Origin of the sequence: Mycobacterium sp. 48b, from assembly GCF_048282725.1 — a bacterium.
Taxonomy (GTDB): domain Bacteria; phylum Actinomycetota; class Actinomycetes; order Mycobacteriales; family Mycobacteriaceae; genus Mycobacterium.
Genome location: NZ_JBLVUL010000001.1, coordinates 1863670 through 1881246, shown reverse-complemented (window position 1 = coordinate 1881246; position 17577 = coordinate 1863670). Strand labels below are relative to the sequence as shown.

Genomic DNA, 17577 nt, shown 5'->3' with positions numbered 1-17577 from the left:
AATTACTGCGCTATTGGCCAGCGCACCGATGCCCCGCGCGCGCCCGGCACTCATCCGTCGCACCATCTTCCCGATGCCATTGATCCCCCGCTATTACTTCCTATTAGTGATATAAATGAGCCGTGACCAGCACAGCCACCGACGGCAGCGTGGAAGCGGTTTCGGCGATGCTCGTGGCGAGCGCCGACCTGATGTGGCGCCACCTCGCCGACCGGAAGGGATTGAGCGCCAGCGCGACGCTGGTACTGGTCCGCCTCAACCGGGAGGGCCCGATGCGGGTCACCGCGCTCGCCGAGGCGGAGGGTGCCAGCCAGTCGGGCATGACACAGCTCGTGCAACGCCTGGAAAGCCAAGGGCTGCTGGAGCGTTGCAGCGATCCCGACGACGGCCGGGCATGCCTGGTGAAGGTCAGCGAGGGCGGCCGCCGCCTGTGGGAGGAACGCGCCGTCGTCCGTAAGCAACGCATCGCCACCCTGCTGGCCGGGTTGCCCGAGGAAGACCAGACAACGCTGTGGCTCGCCGCCCAAGTCGCGGCCCGACTGGTCGATCAGATGCGCGAGATCGCCGACACCCCCGACATCAACGACGGCTAGGGTGATCCCCGAGACCTTCACACGTCGACAATCACACCGGCCACCATCGCTGCGAACCCCGGAAAACACGTAGTCCTCGTCGGCACCGGTGCTACGTTGACGCCGATCCCCGAGGAGGCGAATGCCATGGCCATGGACGGCTCGGTCACGGTGCGGATGTCAGCGCCGGCAGACCGCATCTGGGACCTCATCTCCGACGTACGCAATACCGGGAAGTTCTCGCCGGAGGTGATGGAGGCCGAGTGGCTGGGCGGTGCGACCGGACCCGCGCTCGGCGCGCGGTTCCGCGGACACGTCAAGCGCAATGAGATCGGCCCCGTCTATTGGACGACCTGCGAGGTGACCGCCTGCGAACCCGGACGCGAGTTCGGCTTCGCAGTGCTCGTCGGCGACCGGTCGGTCAACAACTGGCACTACCGGTTGGAGCCCGCGGGAGCCGACACCGACGTCACCGAATCCTTCCGGATGACGCCGGGAGCGTTCACCACCGTCTTCTCACTTCTCGGTGGGCAACTGCGTCGTCGTCGCAACGTCCGCGACATGCGCAAGACGCTCGAACGAATCAAGGCCGTCGTGGAGGGTTCGGGGCAATGACAGCCACAGTCCCGGCGCACGCTTCCCACCCGGAACTGTGTCTGAGCTGTGCATCGATGAGAATCCCGCCGGGAAGGCCGGTCCCCATGGCGACACCGCGCGGCATTTAGTTATGCTTATTATTGCGTAGGCATACATATCGGAGCCGGCATCGGCGCCTGAACATCTGGAAATCACGCGGTCGGGAGTGATGTGACCAGGTCACTGGTCGTCATCAAGGAGGTCTGCATGACTGCACTCATCCCCCCACCCGTCGACCTGAGGTCCTTAAAGCCCGCCGAGCCGCTGCCGCGGCGACGCAGGCTCATCCCCCGGTCACGCCGAGGCAAGGTTGCCATCGCCGGCGGGTTGGTCGTGCTACTCGTCGCCGGGTTACTCGGCGCGACCTACACGACCTCGCCGGGAGGCACCCTGTGGGGCGTTCAGAAGGCGATCTTCCCCGAGCACGCGCAAGATGTCGCCTTGACCGCTGTCGTCGACGACTTGAAGCGGGCACAGGACATCCTCGGGAGCGGACAGCAGCCCACACCGGATCAGCTGACCGACGCGCGCACAGCACTCAATCAGGCCAAACAAGGCTTGGACTACGTGTCCCCGTCGTCTCAGCGCACCAGTCTGCAGAACCTCTATCTGCAGCTGACACAACAACTTCTGCAGTACACACCCGATTCGGTGCAACAGCTGGTGGCGTTGCCCGCACCAGCTGCGCCACCCCCGTCGCCTGACGCGACGCTGACGAGCGGGTCTGCGCCGACCTGGGGATACGCGGGCGGGGGTGCCGACGAATTCATCCCACCACCACCCGATGTTCCGGTCGCCCCGGCGGCGGACTGGCCCCAGCCCGCGGATCCTCCATTGACTCCGAACCTCGGGTACCTGGGTTATTACGACCCGTCCTGGGGGCAGCTGTACGGCTACAGCTCCTACGACTGGTACAACTACGACCTCGGCGGCTACAACCGGTACGGGTTCGATTTCCTGGGCTTCGACCGGTGGGGCTACGACCGCTGGGGTTATGACCGGTGGGGCTATGACCGCTGGGGATACAACTGGTCCGGGTACAACTGGGCCGGTTATGACCGCGACGGTTGGGATCGCAACGGCTGCAATGAATGGGGCCAACGCCGCGACCACCCGGGCGACCCACGCAGGCAGGACTGGTACGACCGCCACCACCCGTACAAGCAGTACTACCAGTGGAAGTTCCACATCCACGATCCGGTGTACCGCCGCACGCAGTGGAACAAGGCCCACGGCTTCAACCCGGATCGGTACCAGAACTGGAACCGGGACCGGGATTGGCACAACCCGCGCAACCGCGACTGGGCGCCGCCTGCCATTACGGTGCGTACGAACGTCGACGTCCACCTGTCGTCCCCGGTGGTGAAGCTGAGCGCCTCACTGTCGCAGTTCATCTCCGACGACAAGGCGACGGCTACCTCCGGTCCGCTGATGAAGAGCCTCGCCGACAAATCGACGCGGGACTTCACCAAGGAACTCTCGCCGCGCCAGCTCGGCCTCACCGGGCCGCCGCCGGAGTCGGCACTGCGTAAGCAGCCCGAGAAGGCCGCCACGAAGCGCGAGACGTCAGTCGCACCACCGGCATTGACGGCACCTGTGCCGGCTGATCCGCCGTCGAAGGTGGCACCCGGGTTTACCGCACCCAAACTCGAACCGGCGCCCGCCTACACACCGCCGACGGCCGACAAACCGCGCGACAAGCGCGAGTCTCAGCCGGACAGAGTTCCTCCGGGAACGGACTCGAATCCGTCCTCCGGGGAAACGGTTGTGCCGCCGAGGGCAGGCGACCCAGACCGCGCAGGGACCCCGCCGGTCGAGCGGAGACCGGAGGCTCCAGCCAACCCTGCGGGGCCGTCTCCCCGCGAGGACTCGGCACCCCACTCGGACGACCCTGTTCGTGAGGCGCCCAAGCCGGAACCACCCGCGCAGGAGGCGCCGACCCGCGACGAGCCTTCCCGGCAGCAGACCGCTCCAGAACCACCGGCGCAGAAGCCGGTTCGTGAACAACCGCAGCAGCGGAGCGCACCGCAACCACCGGCTGAGGCACCTGCTCCTGAGGCTCCGGCGCGACAGGCGCCCACTCGGCAGGAGCCGCCTGCTCGGGAGGCACCGGTCCAACGAGCGCCGGTCCGAGAGGCACCGCCCTCACACGAGGCCCCCGCTCGGCAGAAGCCCGAGCGACAGGCACCGCCCGAACACAAGGCTCCACGGTCTGATCAGGGTCCGCGCCAGGCGCCCGAACAGCCAAGGACAAAGGGGCCCAAGTGTTCTTCATTTCCGATGTGTTGACCACCGGCATCCCGTACACGCCGGGCCCACGCATCCCGACGACGGTGGCGACGCCCCGAACACCGATCAGGTACGAGCTGTGACACCCAGTACCGCGTCGGCGATCCTGGCCCGGAAGGTCTCCGGCGAGAACGTCGCAGCGTGGTCGACGATGACCTGTGGACGGTAGTCACCGGGATCGAAGTCACGCATCATCGCGGCCAGGCGGTCGATGACGTCCTGATCGGCGCCCGGCGGCATGTGTTCACCGGTCACGCCGGGCAGCACAGTGTCGAGCGCCCCTCCCGCACCGAGGGCCAGCACCGGTGCGCCACAGGCCATCGCCTCGACCGGGACGATCCCGAAGTCCTCCACACCCGGCATCAACAGTGCCCGGCACCGGCGGTACATATCCTGGAGGACGTCATCGGAGGCGGCGCCCAGAAAGGTGGTCTCCGGCCCGGCGATGGTCTCGAGTTCCTCCCGAAATCGCCCTTCTCCCAAGATGACCAGCCGATTTCCAGAGCGCTGGGCAGCGCGGATGGCGAGGTCCGGCCGCTTGTAGGGCACGAGCCGGCCGGCGAACAGGTAGAAGTCCTCGCGGGGGGTTGACAGCTCTGGGGTGAAGCGGTCGGTGCGTACCGGTGGATGGACGACGCTCGACGGCAGGCCCCACCAGTCCCGGATCCGCGCTGCGACGGCCTGCGAGTTGGCGATCACATGCGACAACCGCGGAGCGGCCCGAAGCTCACCTCGCCGCGCCAGGCCACCGAGGGCCGACAGGGCGAACCGCCCGGCCCGGCTGGCCATTTCGTGATCACGGAACGTCCGGTCCCAGGCCCACCGGGCCGGGCTGTGCACATAGGCGACGACAGGCGCGTCGGTGGCCAGCGCCGCCTGGGTCGCAAAGGCATGATGGCTGACCAGGACGACATCGACGTCATCGCGCAGCGGCAACCCGCGAAAAGCCGGTGGCATCAGGGGAAGCAACGGAGCGTGCGATGCCCGTCCGGTCGCGGAGTAGATCCGGTCCAGCCACGTCCCGGAAATGGATGTGTCGGTGTCGGCCTCGTTCCGGCCTGCCGCGTGCAGCACCTTCTGCCGGCATGCTGGTTCGGTGATCGGCACGAAAACCTTTGCATCGGACCAGGTCTTCATGAACTCGGCGACCACGAGTTCGGAGCCGCCGAACTCGGTGAAGCGCTCGTGGACGATGGCCACGCGCGGTGACGACATGGGTATTTCTCCTAGCATCCAGGGGTCAGGAGGGCCTTCACATAGCCGCCCGTCTGGCGGATGTACATCCACGACCAATAGGCGAGCCCGGGCTTCGTCGGGCTGGCGACCATGGTGATGTCGCCGTCGAAGCACTTGCCGACGATGTAGCGAGCGCGCGAAACATGGGGGGTATAGGTGACGACGATGACGTGCCGCCAGCCGTATTTGGCTGCGTCGGCGCGGATCTCCTGCGCCTCGCCCTCGGTCGTCCACGGGTCGGGGATGAAGCACTTCACGGTGAAGTCGAAGTGTCCCTGGCAGTACTTGTCCATCTTGCGGTCGTCGGCACCGGTCGACCGCGAGATCAACAGGTACGGGGCGTATCCCTGCTTGGCCAGGTCCAACCCGACGTCGAAACGCTCATATGGGGTGCCGCCCAGAACCACGATGGCATCGGCGTGCCGCAACGGGTCGGTTTGCGGATGCTGGTACACCTTCCAGCCGAGGCCGATCAGGCCCGCGAGCATCGCGCAGACAACCACCATCGCCACCCAGGCCCGTCTTCGCCCGCGCGGCTTGTCAACTCTCACTTCAGGTTCAGAGATCATCGATGATCTCCCTTGCCCGGTCCACGTACCGATGCGCTTCCCCGGTCACCCGCCGGTGCCCGGCCGCGGCGATCCGCTTGGCCTGTTCTGGGTCGCGGGCACAGCGCTGCACGATGTCGCGAAGTTCCTCTTCGCCGGAGAAGAGCAGGCATTCGGCGCCTTCGGTGAGCAGCTCGGCGTGTTCGTCGGTACGTTCGCCCACGAAAAGGCCACCGGTCGCGGGTATCTCGAAAGTTCGGCAGGTGTGGGTATCGCGGTTGTCCGAGTTGAGCAGGACCAGGTTCGCGGTGATCGACGACACGGCGGCGGCGAAGTGATCACCGTAGACGGCACCGCCGACGCTGGCACCGGTGGCCCGCAATTCGGGTTTCCGCCGCCAGCCCGGTCCGCGAACCAGCAGATTCCCACCGTGTTCCTTTCCGAGCCGGGTGATGAGCCCGGCCCGGTCGGGGCGCTGGGCTCCGACGAACCCCACGAGGTATTGCCGCGCACCGCGTTTGGCACACGGCCGGTGCCACGCCGGGTCATAGGCACTGCGGACGAACTTCACCCGGCGCGCGCCGCGGGCCTGCAACTCGGGCACGTTGTGCCTTTTGGTGGTGACGACGAGGTCCCACGCGGCCTCGTGGGCCAGATAGTCGGGCGTGGTGTTGTACGGGTTGCCCACGTCGTCGGGGCTGTAGTGCACGCGCACCGGCGCCGGGACACTGAGCAGCCGCTGCTGGTCCAGATGAATCCCCTTGAAGACGAACAACATGTCGGGCTTGAATTCTTGTGCCGCAGCTTCGATCTGCCGGTGCGCATCGGCAAGTGGCCACGGGGCGCGGTTTCCTGCCGCCTTCGAGTAGACCCAGGAGGGTGAGAGCCGGGCAGGCAGGGTGACCGGTGTGGTGTCGATCACCACCACGTCGTGCCCGGCCTGCCGGAATCCGTCGGCCAGTGAGCGCGCGTTGCTGCCCACCCAGTCATCGCCGATGTAGAGGATCTTCATCGCCCGGCGCTCCCTTCTGTTGTCAGGACGGGCCGCTGCTCCCGGCGGACCAGGTGTCTCATCCGCGCCAGATACCAGCAGGCGACGCCGATTTCGGCGCCGATCGTGCCGCCGATGAGGGCCCACACCGAGTGGGTCCAGGAGGCGGTGAGCAACCCGGCGGCCGAGGCCGCGGTGCCCACGATCGATGCGATGAGGATGCCGTGGGTGTCCTGCCGGACAGGCAGCAATGCGGTGCTGATGTACGAACTGACGGTGCTGGCCGGCAGGATGATGAGCTCGGCCCGCAGTAAGCTCACTGCCGGTGCGAATTCGCCGCCGAAGATGACGTGGACGATCGGTCCGGCACAGACCCAGAGAACGGTCGCGGCGAAGGCGGCCACCGCGACACTGGCCCACAGTCCCCGCACACCGTGCCGCCAGAACTGTTCGTGGCCACTGCGGCGTGCCATGCGCGGCAACAGAACCAGACCGATCATGTCGAGCAGCGACTGCATCGCCCGCACCAGCCGGTCGCCCGCCGAGTAGAGGCCAAGAGAGACGGCATCGAGCAGGCCCGAATACACAGCAGGCGCGCCCTGTCCGTAGCCGGTGGTCAGCACCCGCGACGTCACGATGGGCCAGCTTGTCCGCAGGATCTGGGCCGGTGCCCGTGGCCGGATCACCGGGCCGAAATGCCTCTGGCTGTCCCACCAGGTACCGGCGACGGTCAGGACGGATGAGACCAGCAGACACCACATCGCCGTCGTCGCATGACGGGAATGCGGCAGCAGCGCGATCAGGAGCACCAGATAGACGATCCGGCCGCTGCCCTGGTACAGCGCCGAGGCGACGAACCGCCCCTGCCCGATGAGCAACCAGTCGTCGGAGGTGGACCAGAGGCCGCCGGCGAACAGTCCGAGCAGGATCATGTGGACATGCGGCGGCACCCCGGCCAGCCAGCCGGCGGTATATGCCAGACCGAGCACGGTGAGGGTGGTCAGACGCAGCGCCAGGTAGTCCGCGCGGAGCTGCTGGAGCTGCTGCGGCGCATCGCGCAGCTCCGGCACCCGAGCTGCCAGAAAGGGCGTCATGCCGAGATCGACGAGGATGGAACCGAAGAAGTAGGCCGCCATTCCGACGGCCAGCAGTCCCATTCCCGCTGGGCCCAGCACCCGGGCCAGCAGCGGCACCGTGATCAAGGTCGTCAGGTACTGCCCGTACTTGCCGAACACAACCGCACCGAAATCCCTGGCCAGCCGCATCAGCCGCGGGGCCAGGGGGTACTGCTCGACACGTTCTCGAATGGCTCTACGCACAGTGCCGGTTCCTCGCGGGGTTCCTCGCGGCCAGGATCTCCGAGAGGAAGCTCGCCACGGTTCGCGCGGAATCTGCGACGTCGAACTGCTGGGCGCGCACCTGGCCGGCGTCGGCCAGCCGGGTTCGCAACTGCGGATCGGCGATGAGGCGATCCAGAGCCGCGGTCAGGCCGGTGGTGTCGCCTGCGTCGACGAGGAGGCCGTTGATGTCGGGTTCGACGGTCTCGGCCGGGCCACCGGGGCGGGTCGCGATCACCGCGCACCCCGCATGCAGCCCCTCCACGACCACCTGCCCGAAGGGTTCGGCGATCACCGAGCAGTGCACCAGAATGTCTGCGTCGAGCAGAATCTCGGTCGGGTCGTCGACATGCCCGGTGAAGATCACGGGAAGGTCCAGGTCCCTTGCCAGGCCCGCAACTTCCTCCTGGAACGGTTCCTCGCCGAAGAACGTGCCGCCCACCAGGTATACCTGGCGCGGCCGAATCGTCGTCCGCGCCAACGCCCGGAGGAAGACGTCCTGCCCCTTCCAGGGGGTCACCCGCCCGACGAGGGCGATGACGGTGTCCGGGCCGGGTCGCTGAGGCTGCCGCTGCCCGTCCGCCCGCCGGTCGAAATCGAGACCCGGATAGGCGACTACGGCCCGCCGGCGCCAGGTGAGCAGAGTGCCGGCCGTCGACCGGCTGTTGGCGATGTACCCCGTCGTCACCAGCCAACCCAGCATTCTGACCACGAAAGCCAGTGCCCGGCCGAAGTATTCGGTCGTGACCCGATCATGCACCTGCCAGACCAGCGGAATCCGAGCCCTGACGGCGGCGACGGCCGACATGATCAGGGCCTTCGTGCTGCCGGCCACCAGGATGTCCGCGCCGTGGTCACGCGCCATTGCCCCGAGTGACCAGCCGACGCGCACCAACGCCGCGGCCCCGGTGAGGCGCCGCAGCCACCCGGAGTCCCGGATCGTCACACTGCGGCTGTCAAAGTCGTTGGCCAGCACGAAGGTCGGAATCCCGTGCGCCCGCATCCTGTCGGCCATGGGCCCGTCTTCGGTGAAGATGGCCGACGGCTGAACCGCAGGATCACCGCCCGCCGCCGACACCTGTGATGTCCGCAATGCCGTGAGCAGTCGCAACGTCGCCAACTCCGCGCCGGAGGGGGCGGCGGTGTGTGCGACGAAGATCGCCCGGATCGGCTGTCGTTCGGTCATGCGACCAACTCGGAATACAACGAGAGATGACGCTGCGCCGCAGCGGTCCAGGAGAAGGATTCGGCGTGTGAGCGACAGCTCGACGGGCTGGGCAGGGCGCCGTCCAGCGCCGAGACCAGGCGTGCCGCAAGCGCTTCGGAGTTGTCCTTGGGCACGATCAGGGACGGGTCCAGTCCTTGGACCGCGTCGGGAAGGCCCCCGCAATCGGTGACCACGGCCGGTCGGCCCGCTGCCAAAGATTCGAGGGCTATCAGGCCGAAGCCCTCCAGGGTGATCGTCGGTACGACCGTCAGCTCGGCCAGGGAGTACCACCGGGTCAAGGCCGAATCATCGATGCAGCCGAGGAATTGGACGCTGTGGTCCAGGCCGGCAGCCGCCGCCTGCCGGCGAAGCTCGCTCTCGGCAGTACCGGTTCCCACGATGACGAGACGAGCGTCGGGGTGGGCGGCCACGACGGCGGGCCAGGCCTCGATGAGGCGATGGATTCCCATGCGGTGTTCGAGGCGGCGAACACACAGCACCACTCGCCGGCCGTCGGGCGGGTTCACCGCAGCCGACGGATTGAAGCGGTCGAGATCGACGCCCGGCGGGATGACCTCGATCCGGTCCGCGGGGATCCGGTAGTCGTCGACGAGGACATCGCGAAAGTGGCTCGACAACACGACAAATCGTTGCGCTCCCGCATAGCGGATCCGTTCGACCAGGTATTTGGCGCGGGCGCGCAGCTCGGTGGCGCCGGCGAACCTGCTCTCCGCGGCCCACGGGCCGTGGAAATGCACGACCAGGCGATGGCGGCCACCGCCACCGATCGCAGCCGGGCCGTACAGGCAGAAGTGGCGATCGAGGATGCCGGGCTTTTCCAGGCCCGACCGCTCGGTGAACGCGGCGGCCACGCGTGACCACGTCGAACCACCCGCGGCCCCCCAGGAGCCTCCACCGGCCGGGGGATCACCGAAGGCGGCCGCCGAGAGATCGATGCCGTCTCGGACGCGCAGCGCGCCGAACAGATCGGTGAAATACCGGTTCAGCCCACCCGGCAGGGCGGTGAACCACTCCGATCCGGTCATGTGCACTCTGACGGAAACCATTATCTGTGCCTTTGCTGTGTGGTGACCCGACGACAACCCGGCTCGGGCGCTCGAAGCCGGATTCGGACGCCCCGGCCGATCCGGCGACCCATGAGCGGGCCCGGCGACGCGTGTCCGGCCTGCGCGATCAACGGTGACGCGGTGCCGCGGCCGGCCACGGCGCCGCGAACGAGGGTGCCTCGATTGCTGCGACCCTCCGCCCGGAGTCTTGCCAAACGAATAAGTTTCTCCTGAGAAATGGATTTCATCACCGAGATACAAACGTTATATGCGGCACCGAGATGCGCTGTCCGGAACCTCCCAGGTTGGGGGTTTATGCTGCGCGACCCCCTGCCGTCGACCCGATCAGAAACTCACGTTACCTGAAACATCCGCCCGAGAGTTATCGCCCGAAACGCATCCCAGCTCCGCATTCCCGTCCCACGATTCGATACATACCCGATATCCCTCCAGGTCACGCCAAGACATCGACCACACCGAGGGGACGGGTGCGCAGGTGCCCGAACAAGCCCTTTTACCTGCATATATATCGGCAACACCGGGAGCGGATCGACCCATTGAGCGCGAATGCAGGGTTTGCGTCAGGGCACAGCAGATGGCATAACTTGAAGAAGTACCTTGTCCGGGGTCGTTACTTATTGCGTCGGGGCGAACGCCATTGAACGCAGTGACCCATATCACTCGATTTGGTTTATGGCTGCAGCGCAGAACATGACCAGAAAGCGAATTGAACCGGGATTTTTGCAGGTCATCGAGGTAAATCATCCGTTATGGCTACGGACGTATCGAACGGGGTCGAATACACCGATGGTAGTGAGAACTGTCACGAGCGAAGACACCAGCAAAAGAATTCGGCAGGACGCCGGTCCACGCGTGAGCACGTTGGTATCGCTATACCGTCGATGGACGGTGGCGGCTGACCTTGTCATCATCTCGCTGAGCTCGATCGTCGCGCTGCTGGTGGTGCGGCGATGGTTGCCAGACGTACTGAGCCTGAGTGACCGGCATGTGCTGACCTTGGCCTTGATAGCGTTGGCGTGGTTTGCTGCGCTGTCGGTGCGGAACGTGGCGCCCGAGAACGTGCTCCGCACCCACGTCCATGAACTACAGATGGTCGTGGGCGTGACGGTGCCGTTGTTCGGTGTCGTGGCGGTCGCCTACATCGTCCAGCGCTTCATCCCGCACATGCGTGGAGTGTTGTACTTCGACGGAATGGATCTGCGGCATCTCGCCGTCGCCATCCCGTTGGGAGTTGTCGGCACCATCGGTGCTCGCTACTTGCTGCTGCAACGGGTGAAGGGCGCCTCCGGCGGCAGAACGCCGGTGTTGTTGGCCGGCGGGCACGAAGCCGTGCAGGCCATGGCCACTGCGATCCGGTACTACCGACGCGACAAGTTCGAGATCGTCGGCGCCTGCACCGCGGACGCTCCCGGCCACGCCGGGCAGGAAATAGGAGTCGGCGATCAGAAGGTTCCGGTGGTCGGCGACGAGCGATACATCCTCGAGGCAGCACAGAAGACCGGTGCCCAGCTCGTCGCGGCGTCGTCGACCGACCGCCTCGGACCCGAAGAGTTGTGCAATCTGGCAACCGACCTCGAACGTGCCCATGTCGACCTCGCCGTGGCCACGGAGACGCCCGACGCCGCCGATCCTTCCGCGCGCATGCTGATCCTCGAGATCTTGGCTCCGGGCTATCGCCGTGCTCGCTCGATGTCGAAAAGAGTCTTCGACATCGCCTTCGCCGCGGTGGCCATCGCCGCCACCGCACCCGCGATGGCCGTGATCGCCGCGGCCATCAAGCTGACCAGCCCGGGCCCGGTCTTCTACATCTCCGAGCGGATCGGCTTGAACGGCGGGCCTTTCCGGATGGTCAAGTTCCGCAGCATGCGCACCGGAGCCGACCGCGACACTGCCGAGATGATCGCGTCAACAGAAAGCACTCCGGTCTTTTTCAAGGTGAAGTCGGACCCGCGGGTCACCCCGGTCGGGGCGTTCATTCGCAAGTACAGCCTCGATGAACTACCGCAGTTCTTCAACGTGCTGGGCGGCACCATGAGCGTTGTCGGCCCCAGACCACAGGTGCAGCGCGAGGTCGATGCGTACGACGAGACCATGCGGCGCCGGCTGCTGGTGAAGCCCGGCGTCACCGGTCAATGGCAGGTGAGTGGCCGATCGAACTTGTCGCCCGCCGAGTCGATCAGGCATGACGTGTCCTATGTGAACAACTGCTCGATACGACTTGACGTGAGCATCGTCGCCAAGACAGTGCGCGCGGTGGTGCGCGGCGAGGGCGCCTACTGACCGCGGTCGCCCGGGCGAAACGGGATACACGGGTGAACACTGTGAAAGTCGATGCCACAAAGGGACTGATCTCCCGCTGCGACAGATCTCTGCGGTCGCCGGAGTGGCTGGCCTCGATATCGGGCCGACTCTATGTGATCGCAGCGATGCTCACCGGGCTGGCGGTACTGGGCAAGGCACCACTGATCGGTGAGATCGTCCCCGCCCCGGTCGCCGTCATCTATCTGCTCTGCGCTGCCAGCTGTCTGATACCGCTGTTGTACCGGCGGTTCCTCACGGTGTCGCGGTTCTTGGCGGTACCGATCGTCCTGGGGGTGTGGCTGGCTGCGCTCGTCGTGCAATCACGTCTGCTGAGTCATCTCCACAGCCAGGGTCGCGGCACAGATCAGGGTGACTGCATCACGGTGGGTGCGGGACAGCTCTTTCACGGATCGTGGCCGTACGACCGGGATCTGATGTGGAGCCACAACCCGATGAGCTGCGGTCCGGGATGGTTGGTGGCTCACGCGCCATCACTCGTCTTCGGCTACCCCGCCACCATGGCCGCCCTGTTCACCTGTGCCGTCGTGGTGGTTCATCTCGTCCAAGGTTCCGAGACCGCTGCCAAATTTATTGTCCTGCTGGCGATCACCCCCGGCTTCTGGTTGTCGTTCGCCAACGGCAATGACTTCGTGACGTTCGGGGTGCTCCTTGTCGCGGTGTCAGCCCTCGCCACCACGAATCGACCGGTGCAGCGCTGGGTCGCCACGGCTGGCGCTGTCGTACTGGCCCAGTTTCGCCTTCCGTTCGTTCTACTGCCCGCGGCGATACCGCTCGACGGTCCAGGCGCCGGTCAACGAAGCCGTTACTCGCGCCCGGTTGCCGCGATCGCGTGCCTGGTGAGTCTCGGAATCTATGGCGCCTTTCAGTGGTGGAAGCCCGATTTGATGTTGAGTGACGGCCCGTTTCACGTGCTGGAGAAGTCGGTGAACCTCGTCGGATTTCCCGGGAATCGAATCGCCGTGATCGTGGCCTTCATGATCCTGACCGCCGTCGTCGCGGCGATCTCGCTGCGTTTCCACGAGCGCTACTCCGCCCTCGCCTACGTCACGTTGACGCTCGTTCCCCTGTCCCTGGCCGGGCTGGTATCCACGATCCAGGCCCAGCACGGCGTGATCGATGTCCTCGGGCACTGGGAAGGCGTGTCCTGGTTGACCGCGGTCGCAGCGGTCGCCGCCGGCCTCGTCGCCCACGACAACCCCGACTTGCCTGCCCGCGTCAGCCGAATCGGTACTGCGCCGCGGGGTGTTCGGCGGGCAGACGATCTCCACGACCGGTGAGCCTGTTGCGATAGGTTCCGAGGGGGTAGCCCTGCTTGCAGACACCACGGCTACGCAACTCGGGGATGACGTGTTCGGTGAAATCCGTATACGTTCCGGGGGTGGTCGCAGCGATGAGGTTGAAACCGTCCAAATCTGTTGCATCAACCCAGGACTGGAGTTCGTCGGCAACCGTGGCCGGTGAACCGATGATGACCTCGGCACCCAATCCGATCGACGCGGTGACCGACAGATCGCGGATGGTCCACTCCGAACCGTCCGGTTTCTGCCGGATGAAGAATTCGATCGGGAGCTCGATCTTGCCGCGCAGTTCCTCCACGGGCATGTCCCAGTCGAACTGGGTGAGGTCCAGCGCCATCACGGTGGATACGAAGAACCGGCCACCCTCCTCGTCGGCGTAACGGGTGTATTCCTGGTACTTCTGCTGGGCGAGTTCGTCGGTGGCGGCGGCGATGACGAGTACCGCGGCGAAGCACTTCACACTCCGGGGGTCGCGCCCGAACTCCGCCGCCTTCTGCCGAATATTGGCTATACGTGCATGGCCACGACTTCGCGCGGGAGACTGCCGATGAGGATCGCTTCGGCGTGCTTGGAGGCGAACTCGCGTCCGTGTTCGGAGACGCCCGCCTGGAACAGCACGGGCGTACGTTGCGGTGACGGGGCGCATTGGTGCAGGCATTGGAGCTGGTAATGCGGGCCGTCGTGACTGATGTCGACAATCCGGTCCGTGCGGGTGTGGACGCCAGAGCCGTGGTCGCGGACCACCGCGTCGTCGGCCCAGGACCCCTCCCACAGCCGGTAACACACTTCGGCGTACTCGTCGGCATGGTGATATCGGTCGGCGCTGCCTGCCTCCCCCGCGACGCCCTTGTCCTCGGTGAAGAAGGCTGAACTGGTGACGATGTTCCAGCCGATCCGACCTTTGGTGAGGTGGTCGAGGGTGGACATGCGCCGGGCGAACAGGAATGGATGCTCGTAACCGACGTTGCCGGTCACCACGAAGCCGAGATTGTCGGTTACCGCAGCCATTGCCGAGACGGCCGCAAACGGGTCGCCCGCCGGGACGCCCACACCACTGCGCAGCCCTGCTTCCCTTCCCTCCAGATTTGGCGCTGCCAGCACGTCGGCAAGGAACAGGCTGTCAATGCCGCCTTGCTCAAGGACTTTGGCGAGCTCAACCCAGTAGGAGATGTCAGTACAGTTGGCGGACTGGTCTTCTGGATGTCGCCACAATCCCGGTGCGTAGTTCGCGACGCCGAAGCTGCTGAATGCATTGAACAGAATTTCCCTGGCCATACGACCATCCCCTATGTGTCGTCTCCGCTGCCTCCTCCGCGGGCAGCGCTCGGTACCACATATCGCAATTTAGGTCAGGAGCAAGAGAATTGGGGTTCCCCCTCGTGGCCATCCAGGGGAAGGGGGCACGCAAGCCGCCAATTCTGGGCAGGTCACAGGCGCTATCGAGGGTCGAAAAACGGTAAGCGTCAACGCTGGATTCAGCCTTTTGTAGCAATACTTTACGTTCAACTCGACGCTGACGTAGACCACTTCGCAAGCGATTCCGTGGCTACACTCCCGTCGGTATGGTGACCCTCAAGAACAAATTGAATTTGGGAGCGTCTCGAGACTGGGGAATTCGGAAGCGGATCGAGCAGATCCCCGTGCGCGTTCAGCGGTTCACGTTCCCGTACATGAGCAAGAAGCTCAAAGACGATGATCTGGTGTTCATCAACTACGGATACGAGGAAGATCCGCCCCTGAATCTGCCACTCTCGGAGGCAGACGAAGCAAATCGGTATTTCATCAACCTCTACCACATCACGGCTGCTCAGAGCGATATCGGCGATCAGCGGGTACTGGAAGTGGGTTGCGGCCACGGCGGCGGAGCGTCGTACCTCACGCGCACCTTCAAACCCGCCTCCTACACCGGGCTCGACCTGAATTCTGTCGGGATCGACTACTGCCGAACCAAACATGATGTGCCGGGCTTGGACTTCACGGCGGGTGATGCCGAGGATCTTCCCTTCGCTGACGGGTCATTTGACGTCTTGATAAACGTCGAGTCTGGTTGCCTTTACCCTCGATTCCCGCGCTTTCTCGCTGAGGTGAATCGGGTTCTGCGTCCTGGTGGACATTTCCTCTATGCCGACCATCGGCCTTCTCACCGGATCGCCACCTGGGAAGAAGATTTGGCGAATGCGCCGCTGCAGCTGGTTTCGCAGCGGGTGATCAGCGCCGAGGTCGCCCGGGGCATCGAGATGAACATGGACTGGGCCCGCTACGCCGCCGAGCGCACCGCACCACGATTCCTGCGACAGATCGTCCTCCGTGGCCACACTGAGGTGGCGACGCGACTTCAGCGGGGCACCTCGGAAATCGGAGTTGAGGGTTCGCCAGATCAGCGCACCGGATCCTGGGATCAATTTCGGGTGTACCACTTCACCACAGCCGAATGAGCGGACTTGCCGCTTGAGCCAATGCAGTTGGCCTGCATTGGAATCGCTCTCGTGATCAGGTTATCGCTGTAGCGGAACAGTGTGCAGATCGACGCCGGCTATCAAATGCCCGTCGATTTCAACTGCGACAGAATCGGCTGCGACACGTGTTCTTGCGCAAGCTGACGAAGCGCCGAGAGCATCGCGTCACCCAATGTGGTTGCGATGATCATCGTTTCGGTCATCGAGGACATCGAGCCCTTGGCGGATACGAGGCTCGTGTCGATCGCGGCAATCACTTCGGTCGCGGCCGCGTAGTCGTCAAGGGCGGAGACGACGTCGTCGTGGCCGAGTTCGCGCAGTCTGGCGCAGGTGTCGACCAGGGCACGGTGCGCGGGGCTGCGATCGTCGACCGCCCAACCACGGCGCGCCAGTACTGCATCAACGACGCCGCGCGCAGCATCGTCCGCAGGCCCGTCAGGGCGCCCCTTGCTTCGATTGGCCAGGGCCTGTTGAACCTCGCCCAACGATTTCCAAGCACTCTGGCCGGGGGTGTCCAGGACTGCCAACAGATCTGCGGTGGCGCTCACCGACATGCCGCCGTTGTCGATGAGCGCTCTGATCAAACGCAGCCGGTTGGCGTGATCGGCGCTGTAGTCGACCTGATTCGGATGAGTGTGGGTGCCCGATGGCAACAGCCCTTCGCGCAGGTAGTACTTGATCGTCGCGATGGGCACCCCGGTGCACTGACTGAGTTCAGCGATGCGCATTCGTCCTCCGATCCATGCGACCACCTTGACGATGGATACCACCACTATCCATAATAGCTATGGATAGTGGCACTATCCGCTACGGCTTCATGAGCGTCGACCACGGGGAGGTTGCCAGTGAGCACCGAACAAATATCGGACGGGACCACAGCTTCGTCCGTCACGAACCGGGTACGTAAGCAGGACGCCGCGCAGCTGGTAGCAATGGCCGGATTCGTTGGCGCCGCAGTATCTTTCGCAAGACGTCGCATCGCAGTAGGCCTACTCCTGGCGGGAGCGTCTGTAGCGGCAGGACTGAGCGCGCGCAGTTGGAGTCGGAGGTCGCCGGCTCCGATACCGGCGTGGCGCCGCTGGGAACTGGCAATGCCACGCCCTGCAGGCCCGCTGCGACGAGCACTGCGCCCTCGTGACGGCGACGTGATCCTTGAGATTGGGCCGGGGCTGGGACAACAGGCGGTACAGATCGCTCGGTGGATAGGCCCCAACGGCCGGATGCACGTACTCGACGTGCAGCAAGAGATGCTGAACGCCACATCAGCCCGGGCGAATCGCCGAGACGTCACGATCGTGCCTCGCCGAGCCGACGGTTCGGAGCGGTTGCCGTACAGCGACTCCCATTTCGACGCGGCCTACTTGTCGAGCGTCCTCGGCGAGACTCCCGAACCCGGGGCAATGATGGCGGAGCTGTATCGGGTGCTGTCCCGCAATGGCCGGTTGGTGATCGCCGAGGTCGCAATCGACCCCGATTTCGTGTCGTTTCGCCAGTTGCACAAGCTGGCCGAAGAGGCCGGATTCGGCACGGCCCACCGATACGGGCCACAATTCGCCTACCACGCCGTGTTTGAGAAGCAGTAGCGAGGAATACTCGC

General features: G+C 65.2%; 15 protein-coding genes and 1 pseudogene. 7 read left to right on the top strand and 9 right to left on the bottom strand.

Going from position 1 to position 17577, the window contains the following annotated elements; all coding sequences use genetic code 11:
- The first annotated feature begins 122 nt into the window (after nt 1-122).
- From ACNQR1_RS08860 to ACNQR1_RS08850, 3 genes are all read left to right on the top strand, one after another.
- Nucleotides 123-593, top strand: a complete 471-nt coding sequence (locus tag ACNQR1_RS08860; RefSeq protein ID WP_418045428.1) for a MarR family winged helix-turn-helix transcriptional regulator — start codon at nt 123-125, stop codon at nt 591-593.
- 132 nt (nt 594-725) lie between these two features.
- Nucleotides 726-1187, top strand: coding sequence for an SRPBCC family protein (locus ACNQR1_RS08855; RefSeq protein ID WP_418050317.1), 462 nt, complete (start codon nt 726-728; stop codon nt 1185-1187).
- Nucleotides 1188-1415: 228 nt separating this feature from the next.
- On the top strand, nt 1416-3497 hold the full coding sequence (locus ACNQR1_RS08850) for a hypothetical protein (RefSeq protein ID WP_418045427.1): 2082 nt from the start codon (nt 1416-1418) through the stop codon (nt 3495-3497).
- Nucleotides 3498-3563: 66 nt separating this feature from the next.
- On the opposite strand, the gene ACNQR1_RS08845 is transcribed toward ACNQR1_RS08850, so the two are convergent.
- Genes ACNQR1_RS08845 through ACNQR1_RS08820 form a run of 6 tightly spaced genes read right to left on the bottom strand, consistent with a single transcriptional unit; the run spans nt 3564 to nt 9862 of the window.
- On the bottom strand, nt 3564-4712 hold the full coding sequence (locus ACNQR1_RS08845; RefSeq protein WP_418045426.1) for a glycosyltransferase: 1149 nt from the start codon (nt 4710-4712) through the stop codon (nt 3564-3566).
- 11 nt (nt 4713-4723) lie between these two features.
- Nucleotides 4724-5302, bottom strand: a complete 579-nt coding sequence (locus ACNQR1_RS08840; protein ID WP_418045425.1) for a YdcF family protein — start codon at nt 5300-5302, stop codon at nt 4724-4726.
- Nucleotides 5292-6293 (bottom strand): CgeB family protein, encoded by a 1002-nt coding sequence (locus ACNQR1_RS08835; RefSeq protein WP_418045424.1) that lies wholly within the window; start codon nt 6291-6293, stop codon nt 5292-5294. Before ACNQR1_RS08835 ends, ACNQR1_RS08840 begins: the two co-directional genes overlap by 11 nt.
- Nucleotides 6290-7537 carry a lipopolysaccharide biosynthesis protein gene (locus ACNQR1_RS08830; RefSeq protein WP_418050316.1) on the bottom strand — a complete coding sequence of 416 codons (1248 nt, stop codon included), beginning with the start codon at nt 7535-7537 and terminating at the stop codon, nt 6290-6292. The genes ACNQR1_RS08835 and ACNQR1_RS08830 overlap by 4 nt, the downstream gene beginning before the upstream one ends.
- A gap of 46 nt (nt 7538-7583) precedes the next feature.
- Complete coding sequence (locus ACNQR1_RS08825) at nt 7584-8795, bottom strand: glycosyltransferase family 4 protein (protein ID WP_418045423.1); 1212 nt, start codon at nt 8793-8795, stop codon at nt 7584-7586.
- A complete protein-coding gene (locus tag ACNQR1_RS08820; protein ID WP_418045422.1) occupies nt 8792-9862 on the bottom strand; it encodes a glycosyltransferase family 4 protein in 1071 nt (356 codons plus the stop codon). The genes ACNQR1_RS08825 and ACNQR1_RS08820 overlap by 4 nt, the downstream gene beginning before the upstream one ends.
- Nucleotides 9863-10690: 828 nt before the next feature.
- Between ACNQR1_RS08820 and ACNQR1_RS08815 the strand changes: the two genes are divergently transcribed.
- The gene (locus ACNQR1_RS08815) at nt 10691-12184 is read left to right on the top strand and encodes an exopolysaccharide biosynthesis polyprenyl glycosylphosphotransferase (protein WP_418045421.1); all 1494 of its coding nucleotides are present in this window, start codon (nt 10691-10693) and stop codon (nt 12182-12184) included.
- A gap of 32 nt (nt 12185-12216) precedes the next feature.
- Nucleotides 12217-13503 carry a hypothetical protein gene (locus ACNQR1_RS08810; protein WP_418045420.1) on the top strand — a complete coding sequence of 429 codons (1287 nt, stop codon included), beginning with the start codon at nt 12217-12219 and terminating at the stop codon, nt 13501-13503.
- Here ACNQR1_RS08810 and ACNQR1_RS08805 read toward each other — a convergent pair.
- Together ACNQR1_RS08805 and ACNQR1_RS08800 are read right to left on the bottom strand one after the other, a co-directional pair.
- Nucleotides 13442-14170: an LLM class flavin-dependent oxidoreductase gene (locus tag ACNQR1_RS08805; RefSeq protein ID WP_418045419.1), complete on the bottom strand. Its 729-nt coding sequence runs from the start codon at nt 14168-14170 to the stop codon at nt 13442-13444. The two genes, ACNQR1_RS08810 and ACNQR1_RS08805, sit on opposite strands and share 62 nt — an antisense overlap.
- Nucleotides 14083-14799 (bottom strand): annotated as a pseudogene (locus tag ACNQR1_RS08800) (NtaA/DmoA family FMN-dependent monooxygenase); the annotation flags it as partial. The pseudogene ACNQR1_RS08800 and the gene ACNQR1_RS08805, both read right to left, overlap by 88 nt.
- A 287-nt stretch (nt 14800-15086) precedes the next feature.
- Between ACNQR1_RS08800 and ACNQR1_RS08795 the strand changes: the two are divergent.
- On the top strand, nt 15087-15959 hold the full coding sequence (locus tag ACNQR1_RS08795) for a phthiotriol/phenolphthiotriol dimycocerosates methyltransferase (RefSeq protein WP_418045418.1): 873 nt from the start codon (nt 15087-15089) through the stop codon (nt 15957-15959).
- Between the two features lie 101 nt (nt 15960-16060).
- Here the strand turns inward: ACNQR1_RS08795 and ACNQR1_RS08790 are convergent, their stop codons facing one another.
- Complete coding sequence (locus ACNQR1_RS08790; RefSeq protein ID WP_418045417.1) at nt 16061-16708, bottom strand: MerR family transcriptional regulator; 648 nt, start codon at nt 16706-16708, stop codon at nt 16061-16063.
- Between the two features lie 363 nt (nt 16709-17071).
- On the opposite strand from ACNQR1_RS08790, the gene ACNQR1_RS08785 reads away from it, so the two are divergent.
- Entirely contained in the window at nt 17072-17563 is a 492-nt protein-coding gene (locus ACNQR1_RS08785) for a class I SAM-dependent methyltransferase (protein WP_418045416.1), read from the top strand.
- Nucleotides 17564-17577: the final 14 nt, after the last annotated feature.